The sequence below is a fragment of the Burkholderia sp. Z1 genome, from assembly GCF_014893795.1.
GTDB classification, from domain to species: domain Bacteria; phylum Pseudomonadota; class Gammaproteobacteria; order Burkholderiales; family Burkholderiaceae; genus Burkholderia; species Burkholderia theae.
On sequence record NZ_JACFYL010000001.1, the window covers coordinates 1,537,640 to 1,558,192 of the forward strand.

Annotated in this window: 20 protein-coding genes; 14 read left to right on the forward strand and 6 right to left on the reverse strand. The window is 68.9% G+C overall.

What is annotated here, in order from left to right:
• Positions 1–16: 16 nt before the first annotated feature.
• From H3H55_RS07155 to H3H55_RS07165, 3 genes are read left to right on the forward strand one after another with little or no spacing between them, the layout of a single operon-like run.
• Positions 17–784, forward strand: a complete 768-nt coding sequence (locus H3H55_RS07155) for an ABC transporter ATP-binding protein (RefSeq protein WP_193098135.1) — start codon at positions 17–19, stop codon at positions 782–784.
• Positions 781–1,773: an ABC transporter substrate-binding protein gene (locus H3H55_RS07160; protein WP_193098136.1), complete on the forward strand. Its 993-nt coding sequence runs from the start codon at positions 781–783 to the stop codon at positions 1,771–1,773. The genes H3H55_RS07155 and H3H55_RS07160 overlap by 4 nt, the downstream gene beginning before the upstream one ends.
• Positions 1,770–2,810, forward strand: a complete 1,041-nt coding sequence (locus H3H55_RS07165) for a FecCD family ABC transporter permease (protein ID WP_193098137.1) — start codon at positions 1,770–1,772, stop codon at positions 2,808–2,810. The genes H3H55_RS07160 and H3H55_RS07165 overlap by 4 nt, the downstream gene beginning before the upstream one ends.
• Positions 2,811–2,872: 62 nt before the next feature.
• Here H3H55_RS07165 and H3H55_RS07170 read toward each other — a convergent pair whose 3' ends face one another.
• Together H3H55_RS07170 and H3H55_RS07175 are read right to left on the reverse strand one after the other, a co-directional pair.
• Complete coding sequence (locus H3H55_RS07170) at positions 2,873–4,249, reverse strand: ATP-binding protein (RefSeq protein WP_226799965.1); 1,377 nt, start codon at positions 4,247–4,249, stop codon at positions 2,873–2,875.
• Positions 4,250–4,975: a response regulator gene (locus H3H55_RS07175; protein WP_048244247.1), complete on the reverse strand. Its 726-nt coding sequence runs from the start codon at positions 4,973–4,975 to the stop codon at positions 4,250–4,252.
• Between the two features lie 245 nt (positions 4,976–5,220).
• Here H3H55_RS07175 and H3H55_RS07180 point away from each other — a divergent pair, with 245 nt between their 5' ends.
• Together H3H55_RS07180 and H3H55_RS07185 are read left to right on the forward strand one after the other, a co-directional pair.
• Positions 5,221–5,967: a MipA/OmpV family protein gene (locus H3H55_RS07180; protein ID WP_193098138.1), complete on the forward strand. Its 747-nt coding sequence runs from the start codon at positions 5,221–5,223 to the stop codon at positions 5,965–5,967.
• A 224-nt stretch (positions 5,968–6,191) separates the two neighbouring features.
• Positions 6,192–6,521: a hypothetical protein gene (locus H3H55_RS07185; protein ID WP_193098139.1), complete on the forward strand. Its 330-nt coding sequence runs from the start codon at positions 6,192–6,194 to the stop codon at positions 6,519–6,521.
• 168 nt (positions 6,522–6,689) lie between these two features.
• On the opposite strand, the gene H3H55_RS07190 is transcribed toward H3H55_RS07185, so the two are convergent.
• Positions 6,690–7,925 carry a transglycosylase SLT domain-containing protein gene (locus tag H3H55_RS07190; protein ID WP_193098140.1) on the reverse strand — a complete coding sequence of 412 codons (1,236 nt, stop codon included), beginning with the start codon at positions 7,923–7,925 and terminating at the stop codon, positions 6,690–6,692.
• A 556-nt stretch (positions 7,926–8,481) separates the two neighbouring features.
• Here H3H55_RS07190 and H3H55_RS07195 point away from each other — a divergent pair.
• The 4 genes from H3H55_RS07195 to H3H55_RS07210 are packed head-to-tail and all read left to right on the forward strand — an operon-like array spanning position 8,482 to position 13,438.
• Positions 8,482–8,991, forward strand: a complete 510-nt coding sequence (locus H3H55_RS07195; protein WP_193098141.1) for a sigma-70 family RNA polymerase sigma factor — start codon at positions 8,482–8,484, stop codon at positions 8,989–8,991.
• Positions 8,992–8,994: 3 nt separating this feature from the next.
• Positions 8,995–9,981 carry a FecR domain-containing protein gene (locus tag H3H55_RS07200; protein WP_193098142.1) on the forward strand — a complete coding sequence of 329 codons (987 nt, stop codon included), beginning with the start codon at positions 8,995–8,997 and terminating at the stop codon, positions 9,979–9,981.
• Between the two features lie 54 nt (positions 9,982–10,035).
• Positions 10,036–12,609: a TonB-dependent siderophore receptor gene (locus tag H3H55_RS07205; RefSeq protein WP_193098143.1), complete on the forward strand. Its 2,574-nt coding sequence runs from the start codon at positions 10,036–10,038 to the stop codon at positions 12,607–12,609.
• Between the two features lie 55 nt (positions 12,610–12,664).
• Positions 12,665–13,438, forward strand: coding sequence for a hypothetical protein (locus tag H3H55_RS07210; RefSeq protein WP_193098144.1), 774 nt, complete (start codon positions 12,665–12,667; stop codon positions 13,436–13,438).
• A gap of 34 nt (positions 13,439–13,472) precedes the next feature.
• Here the strand turns inward: H3H55_RS07210 and H3H55_RS07215 are convergent, their stop codons facing one another.
• A complete protein-coding gene (locus H3H55_RS07215; RefSeq protein ID WP_193098145.1) occupies positions 13,473–14,363 on the reverse strand; it encodes a LysR family transcriptional regulator in 891 nt (296 codons plus the stop codon).
• 112 nt (positions 14,364–14,475) lie between these two features.
• Here H3H55_RS07215 and H3H55_RS07220 point away from each other — a divergent pair, with 112 nt between their 5' ends.
• Positions 14,476–14,901 (forward strand): VOC family protein, encoded by a 426-nt coding sequence (locus H3H55_RS07220; protein ID WP_059497887.1) that lies wholly within the window; start codon positions 14,476–14,478, stop codon positions 14,899–14,901.
• A gap of 132 nt (positions 14,902–15,033) precedes the next feature.
• Complete coding sequence (locus H3H55_RS07225; protein ID WP_193098146.1) at positions 15,034–15,618, forward strand: flavin reductase family protein; 585 nt, start codon at positions 15,034–15,036, stop codon at positions 15,616–15,618.
• A gap of 39 nt (positions 15,619–15,657) precedes the next feature.
• On the opposite strand, the gene H3H55_RS07230 is transcribed toward H3H55_RS07225, so the two are convergent.
• The gene (locus H3H55_RS07230; RefSeq protein WP_193098147.1) at positions 15,658–16,554 is read right to left on the reverse strand and encodes a LysR family transcriptional regulator; all 897 of its coding nucleotides are present in this window, start codon (positions 16,552–16,554) and stop codon (positions 15,658–15,660) included.
• A gap of 97 nt (positions 16,555–16,651) precedes the next feature.
• On the opposite strand from H3H55_RS07230, the gene H3H55_RS07235 reads away from it, so the two are divergent.
• The 3 genes from H3H55_RS07235 to H3H55_RS07245 are packed head-to-tail and all read left to right on the forward strand — an operon-like array spanning position 16,652 to position 19,659.
• The gene (locus tag H3H55_RS07235) at positions 16,652–17,950 is read left to right on the forward strand and encodes a CitMHS family transporter (RefSeq protein WP_193098148.1); all 1,299 of its coding nucleotides are present in this window, start codon (positions 16,652–16,654) and stop codon (positions 17,948–17,950) included.
• A gap of 39 nt (positions 17,951–17,989) precedes the next feature.
• The gene (locus tag H3H55_RS07240; RefSeq protein ID WP_193098149.1) at positions 17,990–19,348 is read left to right on the forward strand and encodes an acyclic terpene utilization AtuA family protein; all 1,359 of its coding nucleotides are present in this window, start codon (positions 17,990–17,992) and stop codon (positions 19,346–19,348) included.
• Positions 19,348–19,659, forward strand: a complete 312-nt coding sequence (locus H3H55_RS07245) for a hypothetical protein (protein WP_193098150.1) — start codon at positions 19,348–19,350, stop codon at positions 19,657–19,659. Before H3H55_RS07240 ends, H3H55_RS07245 begins: the two co-directional genes overlap by 1 nt.
• A gap of 28 nt (positions 19,660–19,687) precedes the next feature.
• On the opposite strand, the gene H3H55_RS07250 is transcribed toward H3H55_RS07245, so the two are convergent.
• Positions 19,688–20,509 carry a carbon-nitrogen hydrolase family protein gene (locus H3H55_RS07250; RefSeq protein ID WP_193098151.1) on the reverse strand — a complete coding sequence of 274 codons (822 nt, stop codon included), beginning with the start codon at positions 20,507–20,509 and terminating at the stop codon, positions 19,688–19,690.
• Between the last annotated feature and the right edge of the window lie 44 nt (positions 20,510–20,553).

Below are 20,553 nucleotides of genomic sequence, written 5' to 3' on the forward strand. Positions count from 1 at the left end.
ACCTCCGGTGGCGCACATGCTCGAAATCGAACGCGTGAGCTGGTCTCCCGGCGGCGCGGTCACCGTGCTCGATGCGGTGACGCTGAGCGTCGCCGACGGCGAGTTCGTCGGGCTGGTCGGCCCGAACGGCAGCGGCAAGACGAGCCTGCTGCGCTGCGTGTTCCGTTACGCGCGGCCCGACGCGGGCAGTGTCGCGCTCGATGCGCAGGACGTGTGGCGCATGCGGCCGCGCGCGGTCGCGCAGCGCATCGCGGTGCTGCAGCAGGAGACGCCGGACGATTTCGGGCTGACGGTCGACGAACTGGTCGGCATGGGCCGCACGCCGCACCAGCGGCCGTTCGATGCGGAGTCGGCCGACGACCGCCGGATCGTCGAATCCGCGCTGCACGACGTCGGTCTTGCCGAGCGCCGCGCGCAACGCGTCGCGTCGCTGTCGGGCGGCGAGAAGCAGCGCGCGCTACTGGCTCGTGCGCTCGCGCAACAACCCGAGCTGCTGCTGCTCGACGAACCGACCAATCATCTCGACCTGCGTCACCAGCTCGAACTGCTCGCGCGCGTGCGGCGCCTCGGCATCGCGACGCTCGCGACGATTCACGACCTCAATCTCGCGGCTGCGTATTGCGACCGGCTCCATGTGCTCGCGCACGGGCGGGTCGTCGCGTCCGGCGCGCCGGACGACGTGCTGACCGAAGCGCTGCTGCGCGACGTGTTCGGCGTCGCCGCGCTCGTCGACCGCCATCCCGTCACGGGCCGGCCGCGCATCACGCCGCTTCATCCGGAATGACCGCCATGCCGTTTCCTGTCTTGTCCGCAGTATCCCGCCGGGTTGTCGCCGCTGCCGTGCTCGGCTGTGCCGCCGTTCATGCCGGCGCCTATCCCGTCACCGTGCGCAGCTGCGATCGCGACGTGACGTTCGAGCGTGCGCCGACGCGCGCGGTGAGCAACGACGTGAACCTGACCGAGATGATGCTCGTGCTCGGCCTGAAAAACCGGCTCGTCGGTTATACGGGCATCGGCGGCTGGAAGACCGGCACCGCACGCGTGCGCGACGCATTGCGTGGCGTGCCCGAACTGGCGAACCAGTATCCGTCGCTCGAAGTGCTGGCTGCCGCGCGCGCCGATTTCTACCTGGCGGGCTGGAACTACGGGATGCATGTCGGCGGCGCGGTGACGCCCGCGACGCTCGCGCCGTTCGGCATCCGTACGTATGAACTGACGGAATCGTGCTCGCACGTGATGAAGCAGACGCCCGCGTCGTTCGACGACGTGTTTCGCGACCTGAACAATCTCGGCCGGATCTTCGGCGTCGAAGCGCGTGCCGCGCAGGTGGTCGCCGAGATGCGCGCGCGTCTCGCGGCGGTATCGCGCACGGTCGGGCGGCCCGAGCCGCTGCGTGTGTTCGTCTACGACAGCGGCACCGACAAGCCGATGACGGCGGGCGGGCTCGCGATGCCGACCGCGTTGCTGGCGGCGGCGGGGGCGCGCAACGTGATGGACGACGTGCCGCGCAGCTGGACGCAGGTGAGCTGGGAGAGCGTGGTCGAACGCGATCCGCAGGCGATCGTGATCGTCGACTATTCGGCGGTGACGGCCGCGCAGAAGCAGCAGTTCCTGCTGAGCCAGCCGGCGCTCGCGCGCGTGGCCGCGATCCGCGACCGGCGCTTCGTCGTGATTCCGTACGACGCGGCGACGCCGGGGCCCGAGAATGTCGCGGCGGTCGAGACGCTGGCCCGCACGCTGTATCCGGCCGCGTTCGCCGGGCCGGCGCGATGAGCGTGCGCGTGCAGGGGGCGCGGCTCGGCATGCGCGTGGTGCTGCCGGTGCTGGCCGTGCTGCTGATCGTGTCGATCGTCGCGTCGGCTGCATTCGGTCCGGCGCCGATCGCGATGCCGGTCGCGGTGCGCATCGTCGCCGCACATATCGCAGTGGCGTTCGGCGACGCCGGCGCGTTCGCGGCGAGCGCGGGCGACGACAGCATCGTGTGGCTGATCCGGATGCCGCGCGCGTTGCTGGCCGCGATCGTCGGCGCGACGCTCGCGGCGGTCGGCGTCGCGTTGCAGGCGGCGACCGCGAACCGTCTTGCCGATCCGCACCTGCTCGGCGTGAGCGCGGGCGCGATGCTCGGTGCCGTCGCGGTCACGGTGGTGGCCGGCGCGGCGTTCGGCCCGTTCACGTTGTCGGCCGCCGCATTCGCGGGCGCGCTCGCGGCAACCGCGTGCGTCATCGCGCTCGCTTATCGGCGCGGCCGGCTGGAATCGGACCGGCTGCTGCTCGCGGGCGTATCGGTGTCGTTCATGATGGCCGCGTTCGGCAACCTGCTGCTGTATCTCGGCGACCAGCGTGCCGCGTCGTCGGTGCTGTTCTGGATGCTCGGTGGCGTCGGGCTCGCGCGCTGGGATCTGCTGCCGGTGCCGGCCGTGTGCGCGGTGCTGGCGGGCGGCGCGCTGTACGCGCGCCGGCGCGAACTGAATGCGCTGATGTCGGGCGATGCGGCCGCGGCCGGGCTCGGCGTGCCGAGCGCGCGGATGCGGCGCGAGGTCTTCGTCGTTGCGTCGTTCGCGACGGGCGCGATGGTCGCGGTGAGCGGCGCGATCGGCTTCGTCGGGCTCGTGACGCCGCATCTGTGCCGGCGCGTCGTCGGCGCCGAGCACGGCAGGCTGCTGCCGGTCGCCGCGCTGACGGGAGCGATCCTGCTCGTGTGGGCCGACGTCGCCGCCCGCACGCTCGCGGCGCCGGAGGACCTGCCCATCGGGATCGTGACCGCGCTGTTCGGCAGCCTGTTCTTCGTCGCGTTGTTGCGTCGCCGCTGAGCGGAGTGCACGCGCCGGCGGCAAGCCGTCAGGCGAGGGCGGGGCGTGGCCCGCCGCGCAATTCATCGCGGCGGCGTGGCCGTGCGCGTGCCGTCGCCGAGCGCATCGGTGTGCACGATGGTGCCGGCCACGTCGAAGAGGCTGTCCGGCAGTGCGCGCGCGGGCAACGTGATCACGAAGCGTGCGCCGCCGAGCGGCGAATCCTCGAGCCGCACGTCGCCGCCGTGCACCTGCGCGACGCGCCGCACGATCGCGAGCCCGAGCCCGAAGCCGCCGGTCTGCCGGTCGCGGCTCGAGTCGAGCCGCTGGAACGGTTCGAACACGCGGGCGCGTTCGGCGACCGGAATGCCGGGGCCATCGTCGTCGACGCTCAGCACGAGTGCGCCGGACCGGTCGGTGACCGCGGCCAGCACCACCGTGTGCTGCGCGTAACGCGCGCTGTTGCGGATCAGGTTCAGCAACGCGCGGGCGACGAGCTTCGGATCGCACACGTGGGTCGCGGGCGCGCCGAACGTCGACACGTCGAGCGTGACGCCGCGATCGGCGATGTCGTTCGCGACGTTGCCGGCGACGCTGTCGATCAGCGCATCGACGACGACTTCCATCGGCGCGAGCTGGCTCGCACCCTGTTCGAGCCGGCCGATCGTCAGCAGCTCGGTGACGAGTTCGTCGAGTTCGCGCACGTCGCGCCGCAGCGCGTCGCGGCGTTCGCGCATCCGCGCCGATTCGTCGGGCTCGGCGAGCAGCGCGAGCCCGAATTCGAGCCGCGCAAGCGGCGTCTTCAGCTCATGCGAGATGCCGTGCATCATTTCGCGCTGCTGCTTGATCGACGCCTCGATGCGCTCGGCCATGTCGTTGAACTGCTGCGACAGCTCGTCGATGTTCGACTTGCCCGACAGCTTCACGCGCGTCGACAGCATGCCGGCGCCGAATGCACGTGCGGCGTCCTGCAGCTTGCGCAGGTCGCGCCAGTGATAGTGAATCCACAGCACCACCGCGAACAGCGTGCTGATCGCGAGCAGCAGGTACGCATAGATCCTGATGTCGAGATCGGACGCTTCGACCGGCCGTGCATGCAGCACCGTGCCGTCCGCGAGCGGCATGTAGTAATCCTTGCTGTTGTAGCTGATCGCGATCTTGCCGGCATCGAGATCGCGCAGCGGCGTGCCGCTCAGTTGCGCGCGGGCGGCGGCCATCGACATGAAACCGAACCCTTCGTTGCCGTGCTTCGCAAGCTCCCGCAGCGCGAGCTCGCGCTGCCCGCCCGGATGGCGTTCGAGGTAGTCGTTGAGCACGAACGCGTAGGTCGTCAGCGAGTCGCGCTGCGCCTGCGCGGTGCGCTCGTAGAAGATCCGGTCGAACGACAGCTGGATGAACATGATCGCCGCGATGACGAACAGGATCACGACGAGGTACAGCCTGATCAACGGACGCAGCATTTATTCGTCCCACGCGGAAGGGCTGAACAGGTAGCCGCGGCCCCAGATCGTCTTGATCTTGTGCGGCTCCGATGAAGCATCCTCGAAGCGGCGGCGCAGCTTCGAGATGCCGGAATCGACCGAGCGGTCGAGCCCGTCGAACTCGATGCCGCGCAATTGCTTCAGGATGTCGTCGCGGCTCAGCACGGTGCCGGCCGCGCGCGCGAGGATCAGCAGCAGGTTGAATTCGGCGGTCTTCAGGTCGACCGGCTCGCCGCGCCACGTGACGGTGCGGTTCGGCGGCGAGATCACCAGTTCGCCGAATACGAGCGCCTCGGGTGGTGCAACGGGCGCATCCGCGGCGGCCGGCTGCGCGCGGCGCAACAGCGCGCGGGCGCGCGCGACGAGCACGCGCGGCTCGATCGGCTTCGTCACGTAGTCGTCGGCGCCGGTCTCGAGGCCCGCGACCTGGTCGTAGACGTCCAGGCGCGCGGTCAGGATCAGCACGGGGACGTTGGTGAACGCGCGGATGCGCCGGCAGACTTCCATCCCGTCGAGATTCGGCAGCATCAGGTCGAGTATCACGAGGGCCGGCTGGTGCTCGCGCACCGCCGCGACGGCGAGGTCGCCGCGCCGCACGACCGTGACCGCGAATTCATAACCGTCGAGGTACTCGCGAACGAGCTGCGCGAGCCGGTCGTCGTCCTCGATCAGCAGTACACGGTATTTGAGCGGATCTTCGTTCATATTCTCCTCGAGACGCACGCGCCATCTCGTACCCGGCAGACCGGAGCGCGGCGCGGCACGCGAATTCTATCCGGCGCACCGGAGGCCGGGGGAGCAGGGCGACAATCGCGGACAATCGAACACAATTGAGCACAGATTCTCCGCAGATTCTGGACAGTCTTGGCGCAGGGCGGCACCTAGACTGCGGGCTCCGTCACTCTTATCTCAATATTGTGCGCCCATTACTCCGCCGCTACCGCTATTGCATGCCGCTCGCCGGCCTGACCCTCGCCGCCGCCGCCCACGCGGAAAACCAGTATTCGCTGTCCCTCGGCGGCGGGTTCGCACCGCGCTACCAGGGCAGCAATCAGTATCGCGGCGTGGTCGCGCCGTCGTTTTCCGCCAAGTTCGGCAACGGCTTTTTCATCGACACCACGCAGGGCGCCGGCTACCGGCTGGATCTGCCGCACGGCGCGTTCGTGTCGGCGGCCGTGAGCTACGACGCAGGCCGCGCGGACGAGAACCGCTTCGACCTGCCGGGCTCCGACTACCTGAAGGGCATGGGCCGGATTCCGGGCTCGGTGCTCGTCGGCGTGCGCGCGGGCGTGACGCTGTTCAATGCGGCGGAACTGAGCGTCACGATCGACTCGCCGGTGACGCATACGTCGCGCGGCGTATCGGGGCACATGGATCTCGCGGTGCCGGTGCTCAAGACCTCACAGCACGAGATCGTCGTGACGGGCACCGTGCATGCGGGTTCGGGACGCTATACGCAGACGTTCTACGGCGTGACCGATGCACAGTCGATGACGAGCCGGTTCCGGCCGTATTCGACGAGCGGCGGGATCGACAGCGCATCGATGGCGGTCGCGTGGAACTGGACCCTGTCGCAGCACTGGTCGGTGCTCGCGACCGGCGGCGTCACGCGGCTGCTTGGCCGTTACGGCGACAGCCCGATCGTCCAGTCGCGCAGCAACTACTTCGGCATCGCGGGCGTGACCTACAAGTTCTGAGCGGGTTGTCGTGGCATGCACGCGCCGTCACGCGAGGCAGCGTGCGGTAACATGCAGGCGGCTCCGGCGCGCCGAATCGGCGTGGCCGGCGCGTGCGAGGCTGCAGTTCGCTTGCCGGCATCCGTCCGGAAACGGCGAGCGACGCGCGGCACCGATCATGCATGCAACGCCCGGTCGGCCAGGGACGCCGCACATGCTCCGCCGGGCGCGAAAAGGAGAGACCGATGAAGAAATCGATCGCGATGACGATGGCACTGGTTGCGAGCGCAACGTTTGCGGGATGTGCGGACATGAGCGGGAACAACACGAACGCGGGCAGCGTGCCGGCGAATGGCGGGCAGGCGGGCGCGTCGCAGGCATGCAAGGCGGATGCGGGGCCGGACGATGCGCTGGTCGGCAAGACCGAAGCCGATGCGGCGGCGCAACTGGACGGCTGCCTGTGGCGCGTGCTCGAGCGCGACGGCAAGGCGTTGCCCGGCACGATGGATTACCGTGAGGAACGCCGCAATCTCGGCATTCGCGACGGCAAGGTGATCTGGGTGCGGCGCGGGTGATCGAGCGACACGACGATTCCGCAGCCGGAGTCGTCGACGTCGCGTTATCTGCGCATGTATTTCAGGAAGAACGACACGGCTGAACTGCAGCGGGCGGAATGAACGCGCCCGAGTTGCCGCGGGCCGTGGAGAAATGATCGCCGCGCAATGCGTGCGATCGCGTACGCGTTACTTCGAGATGTACCACAGCGCGTCCGTGCTGACGCGCGAAGGCTGAGCCGCAGGCGCCGGAACCGGCGCGGCGGGCGGCGTGTTCGACGTGACGGCGGTCGGCAGCGTGGCGGGAATATTCGCTGTCGACGGCGATGCCGCATTCGATCCCGATCCGGACGTCGACGGCGTGTTCAGATACCAGAGCGCATCGGTCGATGCCGTGCGCTTTGTCGCCGTATTGGCCGCGGTATTCGTCCCCGCATCGGCGGACTTCTTCGACGCAGCGGCCGCAGCCGTCGGCGAGCCTGCCGTTCCCGGACGCTGCGCGGCCGTACCGGCCTGCGCGTTCATCCCTGCAGTACCGGCCGCGCCACGCTGCGCGCGCGCCTCGAACGGCCCGAGCTGGAAGATTAACGTTTGCGCGGGACGTGTCACAACGGCATACGGAAACTGCAGCTCCCACGACATCAGCACGCGCCCGGCCGACGTCTCGGTGAAGATCGCCGGCACGTGCTTCATGTCGCTGAACTGCACGTAGATGCGCGCGCCGTCGTCGAACACCTGGGTCGGCTTCGCCTGGTCCGCACCCGTGACCGTCCATCCGAAGTTGTACGTGCCGGCCGGGCCGGCGGGTCCGCCCTGCGGCGGCGGCGGAGGCGGTGCGGCCGGCGAGATCGTGCGCGCGCGCGTGACCGGCGGCGCGGACACGCTCAGGCTCGCGAACGGGTTGTACGCCTGTTGCTGCTGCGGTGGCGTAAAGGAGGGCGGAAGGATGGGCATGGGAGTATCCGGCGAATCCGGCATGGTCCGGATTGCATCATAGACCTTGCGCGCATACGCGAGGCGCTTGTCGGGCGACGCGGAGTTGTACGCGCCGATCGCGTTCCAGTTGGGACCGAGCTGGCGGATGTTCTGCGACAGGATCCACGCGCCGACATACGCGTTCGTGCACGGATCGAACAGGCTCTGCTGCGTGATGCCTTCGCGCGCGAGCGTCGGCAGCCACGTGCTGTTGATCTGCATCAGGCCGATGTCGACCGTGCCGTTCGTATTGGTGTTGACGGCATTCGGATTCATCCCCGATTCGACCTGCGCGATGCCGCGCATCAGCGCGACGCTCACGTGCTGGAACGCGGCCGCGTCGTCGAGGCAATCGGCCCGCGCGACGCCGTGCAGCGCACACGACATGGCAATCGTCGAGGCGACTTTCAGCGTTTCGCGGCTGATCGAACGGGTGGTATGACGCGGCATGGCAGGATGGGGCTGAATCCGGGCGCCCGGTGCAAGGAAATTACGCGAGACGCGAAGTTTGCCATAGCGAGCAGACAAATGGCTCGCGTCAAACTTTCCTTTGCATTTGCCCATCAGTTCGCCATGCATTTTTATCGCGCCGGATCACCGGTTGCTGTGAAGCTTGGTCGGTAAAAATGGCCGGCATTCCGCGCGTATGTCGATGCAGTGAGGTGTTCGGAAAACTGACGCATCGCGTCAGTTGCACCGGGAAAGCGGCGGTGAATGGAACAGGACGGAAATCGCCCGGTAATTTTACGATCGGACCGATAAAGGCGATAAAAAGAGCGGCCGAAACCGCCGGGTCGACAAGCGCGGTTTCGACCGGCCGCGCGGCGCGCCGTCCGGGCCCCGCGAAGTCATGGCGGCTTCGTCATGCATCCTGGTTCCGGTGCGCCGTCTGCGTGACCGACCGTAGCCGCCGTGCACCGAAACCCCGGTCGCCGGCCCGCTTTTGTATATAATAATCATTCTCATTTACAAAATTGCCGACGCCTGCGCATCCCGGAACCCGGCCATGTCCGCTGACAAGCTGTCTCTCCATCGAGAAATCGACGCCCTCTATGTCGGCCACCACGCGTGGCTGCGCGGCTGGCTGAGCCGCAAGCTCGGTTGCGCGCACCGCGCGGCCGATCTGGCGCACGACACGTTCATGCGCCTGCTCGCGCGCGACGAGCCGATCGGCGCCGACGAGCCGCGCGCGTTTCTGACGACGGTCGCGCAGCGCGTGCTGAGCAACCACTGGCGGCGCGAGCAGATCGAGCGCGCGTATCTCGACGTGCTCGCGCAACGGCCCGAGGCGGTTGCGCCGTCGCCGGAAGAGCGGGCCGTCGTGCTCGAGACGCTGCTCGAAATCGACCGGCTGCTTGACGGGTTGCCGCTCGCGGCGAAGCGCGCGTTCCTGCTCGCGCAGCTCGACGGACTCACGCAGGCCGAGATCGCGCGCGAACTCGGCGTGTCGCTCGCGACGGTGAAGCGTTATCTCGTGAAGGCCGGCACGCAGTGCTTCTTCGCGATGGCGGCCTGATCGATGGCCGCCCCGGGAGCGCCGGCGGTGCCGCCGCAGGTCGCGCGTCGCGCGGTCGAATGGTGGGTCGACCGGCAGGCCGGCCGCACGGACGACGCGTTCGCCGCCGCGCTCGCGCGCTGGCGCGCCGAGGATCCGGCGCACGACGCGGCCTGGCGTCATATCGAAGCGATGCAGGGCCGGTTCGGCCGGCTGACGGCCGGACTCGACACGCAGGCCGCGCACGCGGCGCTGCTGCCGCCGCGTGCGGGCCGCCGCCGCGCGGCCGTAAAGACGCTGGGCGTGCTGCTGTTCGCGGGTGGCGCCGCGTGGATGGCCGATCCGGTGCGGCGCGCCGCGATCTGGCCGGCCGACCTGCGCACGGCGGTCGGCGAGCGGCGCACGGTGACGCTCGCGGATCGCACGGTCGTCGTGCTCGATACCGACACGGCGCTCGACGTGCGCTTCGACGGCGCGGCGCGCCGCCTGCGCCTGCTGCGCGGCACGATCATGGTGACGAGCGGCCACGACGATCGCGTGCCCGCGCGGCCGCTCGTCGTCGCGACCGCGCAAGGCGAGCTGCAACCGCTCGGCACACGCTTCGCGGTACGGCAGCGCGACGGCGCGACGCGCGTCGAGGTGTTCGCCGGTGCCGTGCGCGTGCAGCCGGCCGATGCGGCGGCCGGCACGCGCGTGATCGCGGCCGGCGAGGGCGCGTCGTTCACGCGCGACGCGATCGGCGCGCCGGCGCCGCTCGATGCGTATGCGTCCGCGTGGACGGGCGGCATGCTCGTCGCATCGCGCATGCGGCTGGCCGACCTCGTCGCCGAGCTCGATCGTTATCGCCGCGGCAGCCTGCGCTGCGATGCGGCCGTGGCCGACCTGCGCGTGTCAGGCACTTATCCGCTCGACGATCCCGCGCGCGTGCTCGACACCTTGAAGGCGACGCTGCCGATCGACGTCGACTACCTGACGCGCTACTGGGTGACGGTCGTGCCGGCCCGTTCGTGAGCACGTCGAAAAAAACTTTCGCCGACCTGAGCTGTTTCTCGATGTTCGCGTGACATGGGTAGTGAAAGCAGCACTGGCCCATCGTCCACCGACTCCCCGATCATGGTTTCCATCCGTCTCACGTATCGGCGCCGTCCGGCGCCCGCCCGTCATCTGCCGCGCGCATCGCGCCCGGCCGCGCCCGCCGCGCCGGGCCGCCTTGCGCGCCGGCTGGCCGGCGCCGTCCTGCTGTCGGCGCTGCTGCCGCTGCCCGCGCTGGCCGACACCGACCCCGATGCGGCACCCGCCGCGCAGCGCGCGTCGCGTCGCGCGTTCGACATTCCGGCCGGCCCGCTCGAAGCGACGCTGAACCGGTTCGGGCGCGATGCGGGCATCCTGCTCGCGTTCCCGGCCGAGCTGACGGCCGGCCTGACGAGCGGCGGCGTGCACGGCCGGTTCGACGTCGACGGCGCGCTCGACCGCGTGCTGGCGGGCACCGGGCTCGTCGCGCTGCGCCAGCCGGGCGGCGGCTACACGCTGATGCGCACGAACGGCTCGGCCGCGCAGCCTGCGGCAACCGGCGCGGCGGCGGCCGAGCTGCCGGCGATCAACGTGCGCAGCACCGCGCTGCGCGCCGAAAGCTACCGGCCGCCGAAGGAAGCGGGCGTGCTGCGTTCGGACATCCCGCTGCTCGACACCGCGCAGGCCGTCAACATCGTGCCCGCGCAAGTGCTGCGCGACCAGCGTCCGCGCAATCTCGACGACGCGCTCGGCAACGTGAGCGGCATCACGCAGGGCAACACGCTCGCGGGCACGCAGGACACCATCATGAAGCGCGGTTTCGGCGGCAACCGCGACGGCTCGATCATGCACAACGGGATGCCGATCGTGCAGGGGCGTTCGTTCAACGCGGCGGTCGATAGCGTCGAAGTGCTCAAGGGGCCGACGTCGCTGCTGTACGGGCTGATGGATCCGGGCGGCGTCGTCAACGTCGTCAGCAAGCAGCCGCAGCTCACGCGCTACAACGCGATTTCGCTCGGCGCGTCGACGTTCGGGCACGGCAAGAACGGCGGCAGCGCGACGTTCGACTCGACGGGGCCGGTCGGCGATTCACGGCTCGCATACCGGCTGATCGTCGACCAGTCGAACGAGCAGTACTGGCGCAACTTCGGCGAAAACCGCCAGACCTTCGTCGCGCCGTCGCTCGCGTGGTACGGCCGCGATACGCAGGTCGTCGTGTCCTACGAGTACCGCCAATTCCATTCGCCGTTCGATCGCGGCACCGCGCTCGACCCGCGTACCAACGTGCCGCTCGACATTCCCGCGCGGCGGCGACTCGACGAGCCGTTCAACAACATGGACGGTGAATCGCATCTCGCGCAGCTGAGCGTCGATCACCAGTTCAACGCGGACTGGAGCGCGCATCTCGGCTACAGCTACAACCGCGAAACCTACGACGCGAACCAGTTGCGCACGACGGGCGTCGATCCGGAGAAGGGCACGCTGTCGCGCAGCAACGATGCGACACACGGCTCGCTCAGCACCGACAGCTACGGGATCGGCTACGTGAACGGCAAGCTGACGCTCGCGGGGATGCGCCACGACGTGCAGATCGGCTTCGACAGCGAGTACCGCCGCATCTACCGCAAGGACATGCTGCGACAGGCCGTGAAGACGCCGTTCAGCTATATCGACCCGGTGTACGGGCTGCTGCCGCCGTCGAGTACCGTGTCCGCGAGCGACAGCGACCAGACCGACACGCTGCACGATGCGTCGGCGTTCGTCCAGGACACGATCCACCTGACCGACAAGTGGATCGTGTCGGGCGGCTTGCGCTACATCACGTACAACCAGGTCGCGGGGCGCGGCCGGCCGTTCAAGGCGAACACCGACCTCAGCGGCTCGAAGTGGCTGCCGCGTGCGGGCGTCGTCTACAAGTGGACCGAGTCGTTCTCGCTGTACGGCAGCTATTCGCAATCGCTGAAGCCGTCGTCGTCGATCGCGCCGATGACGGGCTACATCATCGACGGCGCGACGCCGCCCGAGGAAGCGACCGCGTGGGAGGTGGGCGGCAAGCTCGACCTGCCGGGTGGGATGACGGGCACGCTCGCGCTGTTCAACATCGACAAGAAGAACGTGCTCGTGTCGCAGTACAACGACGCGACGAAACTGACCGACTGGCGCACGTCGGGCAAGGCGCGCTCGCGCGGCGTCGAGCTCGATCTGTCGGGCAAGATCGGGGAACGCGTGAACGTGATCGCGAGTTATGCGTACATCGATGCGAAGACGACCGAGGATCCGTTGTACGCGGGCAACCAGCTGTGGAATGTCGCGCGGCACACGGCGTCGCTCGCGGCCGTCTACGACGTCGGCACGCTGGTCGGCGGCGACGACCTGCGCATCGGCGCGGCGGCGCGCTACGTCGGCGCGCGGCCCGGCGATTCGGCGAACAGCTTCACGCTGCCGTCGTACGTGCTCGCCGACGCGTTCGCCACCTACGACACGCGGATCGGCAAGCAGAAGCTGTCGTTCCAGCTCAACGTGAAGAACCTGTTCAACCGCACGTATTACCCGTCGAGCGCGAACCGCTACTTCGTCGCGATCGGCGATGCGCGACAGGTGTCGCTGCTGACCACGCTGCAGTTCTGACCACGCAATCGCCGCGTGGCCGATCCAACGGCGCGCGGCTTCGGAGAAGCTCCAGATGAACCGGAAGATGAAGACCGGCGCCGTGCGCGCCATGGCCGCCGGCGCGCGGCGCCGCGTGTTGCGCGCGATCGTGGGCTCGGTGCTCGCACTGGGCATGGGCCTGGGCGCGGGGGTTCCCGCCACCGCGCTTGCAGCCGATGCGCCGCAGGCCGTCACGCGGGTCGCGATGCTCGTGCAGTTGCGCGGCCCGAACCTGAAGGTCGACGAACGCATCGTCCAGCATCTCGGCGAGCGTGGTTACGCGGTGCGCCTGATCGACGAGTCGGCCAGCCCCGACGCGGCGCGCGATGCCGACCTGGTCGTGATCTCGTCGACGGTGTCCTCGAAGAACGTGCGGCCCGGCTGGCGCACGCTCGACAAGCCGCTCGTGACGTGGGAAAACGACCTGCTCGACGATCTCGCGATGACGGGCAAGCGTCACGACGTCGACTTCGGCGAAACGGGCAAGGAGCGCTATCTGTGGCTCGTCAATGCGCCGCATCCGATCTCGGCCGGGCTGCCGGCCGGCGCGACGAACGTGTACGGCAAGCAGGCGCCGATGAGCTGGGGCAAACCGGGGCTCGGCGCGATCACGATCGCGACCGTGTACGGCCAGCCCGACAAGGCCGCGATCTTCGCGTACGAGAAGGGCGCGACGATGGACTACGAAGCGCTCGCGCCGGCGCGCCGCGTGATGTTCTTCCTCGACAACGACACGTTCGTGAACCTGTCACCGGCCGGCGTCGCGCTGTTCGACGCGGCCGTCGACTGGGCGGCCGGGCGGCGCTGATCGGCTAGGGCAACCGCGTCGCCGGGCGTGCGCGTCAGGCCGCCTGCGGCGGCGCGCTTCGTTGAGACGCGGCTTCGATCAACCGGGCCAGCATCTGCGCCGGTTCCGACATCGTGCGCCGCGCGCGATGCACGAGCCCGATGTCGCGGTGGAACGTGTGGTGCCCGAGGTCGAGCGCGCGCACGCCAGCCGGCCAGCGGCGATACACGGCGGTCTGCGGCACGATCGCGATGCCGACGCCGTTCTCGACCAGCTTGACGATCGCGTCGAGCTCGTCGAGTTCGCAGGTGTCGCGCACCGCGATGTGCATCTTCCGCAGGAAACGATCGACCTGGCGGCCGCCGAACGATGCGCGGTCGTAGCGGACGAACGGCTCGGTCGCGAGCAGCTCGGCCCAGTCCTTGCCCTTCACGCCACGCGGCACGATCAGCCGGAACGGTTCCTGCGCGAGCGTCGTCCAGTGCAGGTCGCTCTGCAGCGAAAACGGCGGCCGGATGATCGCGGCCATGTCGATCTCGCCCGCGTCGACCCGGTTCACCAGCTCGATCGACAGCCCCGGTATCACGCGCGTCCGGCAGCCGGGATGGCGGCGATGGAAATCGGCCAGCGCGGCCGGCAGCAGCGCGCTCTGCACCGACGCGATCGCGCCGATCGTCACGCGCACGGCGGCCGGCGAGCCGGGCGCGGTCGAGCTCAGGTTCTCGTACAGGCCGATCAGCGCCTGCGCCTGGTCGAGCACGTGATGGCCCATCTCGTTGAGACGCGCCGAGCGGCCTTGCCGGTCGAACAGCGCGAAGCCGAGTTCGGCTTCGAGACGCTGCATCTGCGCGCTCACGGCGGCCTGCGTCAGCCCGATACGGTTGCCGGCCGCGGCGAACGTACCTTCCCGGGCGACGGCGACGAGGGTTTTCAGCTCGCGGATCATTGATCAATTCCGTTTGTGAATTGCAAAACTATATATTGATTTAATTTTTGCGTGGCGTTGTCTACCATGGTGCGATCCGCGCGCCATGCGCGTGTTTCTTCACGAGGCAACCATGAGTCTTTCCCCGTTTCACCTGGCGATTCCGGTCTACGACCTGGCGGCCGCGCGCGATTTCTACGGCCGTGTATTCGGGCTGGAAGAGGGGCGTTCGAGCGCGCAATGGGTCGACTTCGACTTCTACGGACACCAGCTCGTGATCCATGAGCATCCGAAGACCGCGTCGCAGGAAGGCGCGCATACGAATGCGGTCGACGGTCACGACGTGCCGGTGCCACACTTCGGGATCGTGCTCGACTGGGCGAGCTGGGAAGCGCTGGCCGAGCGGCTGCGGTCGTTCGGCGTGACGTTCGTGATCGAGCCGTACGTGCGGTTCCAGGGGCAGGTCGGCGAACAGGCGACGATGTTCCTGTTCGATCCGTGCGGCAATGCGCTCGAGTTCAAGGCGTTCCGCGACATCGGCCAGCTGTTCGCGAAGTGACGCGCGGGGCCGTCAGCGCCGATTGAAATTGGGTGCGAGAATGCGGCCTTCGGCCGGGCAGCGCGCACGCGCGCCGGCCGGTGCCGCGCCGCATGGCTTCCGTCCGTGCGCGCCGTTCTCCAAGGAACCCGTATGGACAGTCATATCGCTCCGGTGGAGCTGAAGAAAGCCTACCGTCTCCTCAACCACGGGCCGACCGTGCTCGTGTCGGCCCGCCACGACGGCGTCGACAACGTGATGGCCGCGGCTTGGGCGTGCGCGCTGGATTTCTTGCCGCCGAAGCTGACGGTCGTGCTCGACAAGTCCGCGAAGACGCGCGAGCTCGTCGAGCGCAGCGGCACGTTCGTGATCCAGGTGCCGACGGCCGCGCAGCTGCAGCTCACGCACGCGGTCGGCAGCCACAGTCTCGCGGAGCGGCCCGACAAGCTGCGCGAAGCGGGCGTCACGCTGTTCGACGTCGACGGCCACGACCTGCCGTTCGTCGCCGGATGCTCGGGCTGGCTCGCCTGCAAGCTGATTCCCGAACCGCACAACCAGCAGACCTACGATTTGTTCATTGGCGAAGTGGTCGGCGCGTGGTCCGACACGCGGGTGTTCCGCGATGGCCACTGGTATTTCGAATCGGCCGATCCCGCGCTGCGCAGCCTGCACTACATCGCGGGCGGCAATTTCTATGCGATCGGCGAATCGCTGCACGTCGATCCGGACGCACCGTAAGCGTCACGCGATCTTCCTGTTCCGCTCCGGGCGCGCGGCTCACGCGCGCCTTTTCAATTCCGCCAGCATCGCTTCGGCGAATGCCTGCGCGACGCGCGGCAGCGTGCGTCCGCGCTTCGTGACGAGCGCGATCGGCCGCACGAATGCGGGATCGTCGATCGGCTTCGCGACCAGCTCGGGCTCGGCGCGCACCTCGCGCGCAGTCGCGGGCAGGATCGTCACGCCGAGGCCGCCGCGCACCATCGCGACCGCCGTCATCATGTAGGTCGGCTCGCACGCGATGTCGGGCGTGTAGCCGGCCGCGTCCAGCGCGGCATCGACGACGCTGCGCACGCTCGTGCCCTGCGCGGTCAGCACCAGCGGCACGCTGGCGACGTCGGCGGTGGTCACGCGGCGCTTGCGCGCGAGCGGATGGTCTTTCGGGCACACGGCGACGAGCCGGTCGGCGCCCGCATACAGCACTTCCAGCGATGCATCGAACGCGTCGCCGCCCGTCAGCCCGAGATCGGCTTCCTCGTTGCGCACGAGCGCGGTGACAAGGCTCGCGACGCCGTCGCGGATCTCGAAGCCCGCGCGCGGCACATCGCGCCGGAACGACTGGATCAGCTCCGGCAGCACGCTGGACGCGAAGGTCGGCAGGCACGCGAGCCGCACCGTGCCGCTCGTGCCTTCGCCGAGCGCGCGCGCATCGCGCAGCACGCGTTCCATGTCGTCGAGCGAGCGCTGCAGCAGCGGCAGCAGCTCGCGTCCCGTCTGCGTGAGCGCGACGCTGCGGCTGTTGCGGTCGAACAGCCGCGCGCCGACGATTTCCTCGAGCCGGCGGATCTGCACGGTCAGCGCCGGCTGCGACAGGTGCAGGCGCGCGGCCGCACGCGTGAAGTTGCCGGCGTGCGCGACGGTGACGAACGCGCGGATGTCGCGGAGATTCAGATCCATAACGGTTCGTGATTGCTGCGATCAAATCATTTCAATTGTGCTATCGCTGCGCCGACCTTACGCTCGTCTCCAACAAAAGACAAGGTAGGAGACACGGATGCTGCCGTTACTCGGGCTTGGCACGATCGTCGTGCTGCTGGCCGCGATTCTGTCGAAGCGGATGTCGCCGCTCGTCGCGCTGATCATCGTGCCGATCGCCGCGTCGCTGATCGGCGGCTTCGGGCTGCACACCAGCAAGTTCGTCATCGACGGGCTGAAGGGCCTCGCGCCCGTCGTCGGGATGTTCGTATTCGCGATCCTGTATTTCGGCACGATCACCGATGCCGGCACGCTTGACCCGATCATCGACCGCATCCTGCGCGCGGTCGGCACGCGGCCGACGCGCATCGTGATGGGCACGACGCTGCTCGCGCTGCTGATCCATCTCGACGGCTCGGGCGCCGTTTGTTTTCTTGTGACGATTCCGGCCGTGCTGCCGCTGTACGACCGGCTGAAGATGGACCGGCGCGTGCTGGCCGCCGCGGTGTCGATGGCCGCGGGCATCAACTTCCTGCCGTGGACGGGGCCGATGATTCGCGCGTCGGCGTCGCTGCACCTGCCGGTGTCGGCGCTGTTCAACCCGCTGATCCCGGTGCAGGCGATCGGGCTCGTGTTCGTGTTCGGCGTCGCGTACTGGCTCGGGCGGCGCGAGGAGAAGCGGCTCGGCTTGTCGCGCGACGCTGCGTCGATCCCGCTGCCGAAGCGCGAGCTGACGCCCGACGAGCAGGCGCTGCGCCGGCCGCACCTGTTCTGGTTCAACCTCGTGCTGACGTTCGTCGTGCTCGGCACGATGGTCGTGATGGGCGAGAAGATCCCGCCCGCGATCATGTTCATGGTCGGGCTGTGCATCGCGCTGATGGTGAATTACCCGGACGTCGACATGCAGAGGAAGCGGATCGACGCGCATGCGCGCGCCGCGCTGATGATGGCCGGCATCCTGCTCGCGGCCGGCGTGTTCACCGGGATCATGCAGGGCAGCGGGATGCTGAAGGCGATGGCGCAGGCGGCGGTCGGCTTCGTGCCGCCGTCGATGGCCGGCCACATCCCGGTGGTGCTCGGTTTCGCGTCGATGCCGCTCAGCATGCTGTTCGATCCCGATTCGTTCTACTTCGGCGTGCTGCCCGTGATCGCGGAGGTGGCCGGCCAGCTCGGCGTGCCGGCCGTGCAGGTCGGGCAGGCCGCGCTGCTCGGCCAGATGACGACCGGGTTTCCGGTCAGCCCGCTGACGCCCGCGACGTTCCTCGTCGTCGGCCTGTGCGGCATCGAGCTGGCCGAGCACCAGAAATTCACGTTCCCGCTGCTGTTCGGCGCCTCGATCGTGATGACGATCGCGTGCGTCGTGCTGGGCATTTTTTGATCTTTCCCGACGGCGTAACCGCCGGACGACGGTATGGACATGACATCAACGCAACCTGAACGGCGCGTGCGCATCGGCGCGGGCGCCGGCTACTCGGGCGACCGGATCGAGCCCGCGGTCGAACTCGCCGAACATGGCCAGCTCGACTATCTCGTCTTCGAATGCCTGGCCGAGCGCACGATCGCGATCGCGCAGCAGGCACGGCGCAAGGACCCGGCGCTCGGCTACGATCCGCTGCTCGATGCGCGGATGCGCGCCGTGCTGCCGGTCGCCGTGCCGAAGGGCGTGCGCATCGTGTCGAACATGGGCGCGGCGAACCCGCGTGCGGCCGCGCAGCGTACCGCACGGATCGCGCAATCGCTCGGCATCGCGGGGCTGAAAATCGCGGCGGTCGAAGGCGACGACGTGCTCGACGTCGTGCTGCGCGGCGCGTTCCGTTTCGAGGAATCGGGCGACGCAGTCGCCGCGTATCGCGACCGCATCGTGTCCGCGAACGCGTACCTCGGCGCCGCGCCGATCGTCGATGCGCTTGCGGCCGGCGCGGACGTCGTGCTGACCGGGCGCGTCGCCGATCCGTCGCTGTTCGCCGCGCCGCTGATTCACGCGTTCGGCTGGCGGATGGACGACTGGGACACGCTCGGGCAGGCGACGGTCGTCGGCCATCTGCTCGAATGCGCGGGGCAGGTGACGGGCGGTTATTTCGCCGATCCCGGCTACAAGGACGTGCCGAACCTCGCGCGGCTCGGGTTCCCGATCGGCGAAGTCGCGGCCGACGGCGCGGTCGTGATCACGAAGGTGCCGCACGCGGGCGGCCGCGTGAGCGCGGCGACCTGCAAGGAACAACTGCTCTACGAGATTCACGATCCGGCGCGCTACTTGCAGCCCGACGTCGTCGCGGATTTCACGCGGGTCGCGGTCGCCGAGGAGGCGCCGGACCGCGTGCGCGTGACGGGCGGGCACGGTAGCGCGCGGCCCGATACGCTGAAGGTGTCGGTGGCTTATGTCGACGGCTACATCGGCGAAGGCCAGATCTCGTACGGCGGCCCGGGCGCACTGCAGCGCGCGCGTCTCGCGCTCGACATCGTCCGCGAGCGGCTCGCGCTGACCGGCGTCGCGGCGACCGAATTGCGCTTCGACCTGATCGGCGTCGATTCGCTGTATGGGGACGCGACGCCGGCCGTGCGCGGCGAGCCGGCCGAGGTGCGGGTGCGGGTGGCCGGCCGCGCGGCGAGCGCCGACGAAGCGGCGCGGATCGGCAATGAAGTCGAGACGCTTTATACGAACGGGCCGGCCGGCGGCGGCGGCGCGTTCAAGTCGACGCGCGAGGTGATCGCCGTGCAGTCGGTGCTGCTGCCGCGCGCGGCCGTGACGCCGTCGTTTTCATTCGTGGAGGTTTGATGCAACTGCGTGAACTCGCGCATGCGCGCACCGGCGACAAGGGCAATACGCTGAACGTATCGGTTATCTGCCGCGATCCGCATCATTACGACCATCTGCGCGCGCATCTGGATGCGGATGCGGTGAAGGCATGGCTCGCGGGCATCGTGCACGGCGACGTCGTGCGTTACGAGTTGCCGGCGCTCGGCGCGTTCAACTTCGTGATGCGCGACGCGCTCGGCGGCGGCGTGACGCGCTCGCTTGCACTCGATGCGCATGGCAAGTCGGTCAGTTCGGCGCTGCTGGCGATCGACGTGCCCGACCCGGCGTGACGGATGGCGCCGCCCCCGGGGCGAGCGCTTACGGAATCAGCAGCTCGCGAAGGCCTTCCGCGTGCTCGATGCGTTCGCCGGCGAGGTGCAGGCGCTGATCCTTTCGATAGTCGTAGACCGCGCGCGACGCGGCGACCTGGTCGAAATCGAGTTCGACCGCGTGACGCGATTCGGTGTTGCCGGCTTCGAAGATCACGTTGCCGAACGGATCGACCGCGAGGCTGCCGCCCGCGAACACGACGTCGTGCGCGCTGTCGCCGACGCGGTTGGCCACCACCGCGAACACCTGGTTCTCCATCGCGCGCGCCGATGCCGACGTGCGGTGGACATAGCGGTACGGCTCCATGTTGCCGTCGGTCACGAGGATCAGCTGCGCGCCGAGCGCGGCCAGCGCACGGCCGGTTTCCGGGAATTCGCTGTCGTAGCAGATCAGCAGGCCGATCCGCACGCCGCGCCATTCGACGGTCGCGTAACGATCGCCGGGCAGCACGACGCCGTGCTCGCTCACCCACAGATGCGTCTTGCGATAGCGCAGCGCGATGCCGTCCGGCGTGACGAACGCGGTCGTGTTGTAGAAGCGCCCGCCATCGTTCTCGATCAGTCCGACCACGACGGCGACGTCGCGCGCCCGCGCGGCCGCGATGACCGCAGCGATGCTCGGGCCGTCGAGCGGTTCGGCGACTTCGGCGAGATTGGACGGATCGAGGAAGCCCGTGAGCTGCGCTTCCGGAAACATCACGATGTCGGTGCCGGGCGCGCAGGTCGCGATCGCGTCGAGCGTGCGCTGCAGGTTGTAGTGCGTGTCGCCGTCGCGGCCGGCGAGCTGGACGATGTCGAGCTTCAGTTTCATGGGCGAATTCGGTGGCAGTGGCCCGTCGCGGCACGCGGCGGAGC

Excerpts from the sequence above, each read along its gene's own strand:
- H3H55_RS07155 (WP_193098135.1), top strand. The coding sequence starts at position 17 with ATGCTCGAAATCGAACGCGTGAGCTGGTCTCCCGGCGGCGCGGTCACC.
- H3H55_RS07160 (WP_193098136.1), top strand. The coding sequence starts at position 781 with ATGACCGCCATGCCGTTTCCTGTCTTGTCCGCAGTATCCCGCCGGGTT.
- H3H55_RS07165 (WP_193098137.1), top strand. The coding sequence starts at position 1,770 with ATGAGCGTGCGCGTGCAGGGGGCGCGGCTCGGCATGCGCGTGGTGCTG.
- H3H55_RS07170 (WP_226799965.1), bottom strand. The coding sequence starts at position 4,249 with ATGCTGCGTCCGTTGATCAGGCTGTACCTCGTCGTGATCCTGTTCGTC.
- H3H55_RS07175 (WP_048244247.1), bottom strand. The coding sequence starts at position 4,975 with ATGAACGAAGATCCGCTCAAATACCGTGTACTGCTGATCGAGGACGAC.
- H3H55_RS07180 (WP_193098138.1), top strand. The coding sequence starts at position 5,221 with ATGCCGCTCGCCGGCCTGACCCTCGCCGCCGCCGCCCACGCGGAAAAC.
- H3H55_RS07185 (WP_193098139.1), top strand. The coding sequence starts at position 6,192 with ATGAAGAAATCGATCGCGATGACGATGGCACTGGTTGCGAGCGCAACG.
- H3H55_RS07190 (WP_193098140.1), bottom strand. The coding sequence starts at position 7,925 with ATGCCGCGTCATACCACCCGTTCGATCAGCCGCGAAACGCTGAAAGTC.
- H3H55_RS07195 (WP_193098141.1), top strand. The coding sequence starts at position 8,482 with ATGTCCGCTGACAAGCTGTCTCTCCATCGAGAAATCGACGCCCTCTAT.
- H3H55_RS07200 (WP_193098142.1), top strand. The coding sequence starts at position 8,995 with ATGGCCGCCCCGGGAGCGCCGGCGGTGCCGCCGCAGGTCGCGCGTCGC.
- H3H55_RS07205 (WP_193098143.1), top strand. The coding sequence starts at position 10,036 with ATGGGTAGTGAAAGCAGCACTGGCCCATCGTCCACCGACTCCCCGATC.
- H3H55_RS07210 (WP_193098144.1), top strand. The coding sequence starts at position 12,665 with ATGAACCGGAAGATGAAGACCGGCGCCGTGCGCGCCATGGCCGCCGGC.
- H3H55_RS07215 (WP_193098145.1), bottom strand. The coding sequence starts at position 14,363 with ATGATCCGCGAGCTGAAAACCCTCGTCGCCGTCGCCCGGGAAGGTACG.
- H3H55_RS07220 (WP_059497887.1), top strand. The coding sequence starts at position 14,476 with ATGAGTCTTTCCCCGTTTCACCTGGCGATTCCGGTCTACGACCTGGCG.
- H3H55_RS07225 (WP_193098146.1), top strand. The coding sequence starts at position 15,034 with ATGGACAGTCATATCGCTCCGGTGGAGCTGAAGAAAGCCTACCGTCTC.
- H3H55_RS07230 (WP_193098147.1), bottom strand. The coding sequence starts at position 16,554 with ATGGATCTGAATCTCCGCGACATCCGCGCGTTCGTCACCGTCGCGCAC.
- H3H55_RS07235 (WP_193098148.1), top strand. The coding sequence starts at position 16,652 with ATGCTGCCGTTACTCGGGCTTGGCACGATCGTCGTGCTGCTGGCCGCG.
- H3H55_RS07240 (WP_193098149.1), top strand. The coding sequence starts at position 17,990 with ATGACATCAACGCAACCTGAACGGCGCGTGCGCATCGGCGCGGGCGCC.
- H3H55_RS07245 (WP_193098150.1), top strand. The coding sequence starts at position 19,348 with ATGCAACTGCGTGAACTCGCGCATGCGCGCACCGGCGACAAGGGCAAT.
- H3H55_RS07250 (WP_193098151.1), bottom strand. The coding sequence starts at position 20,509 with ATGAAACTGAAGCTCGACATCGTCCAGCTCGCCGGCCGCGACGGCGAC.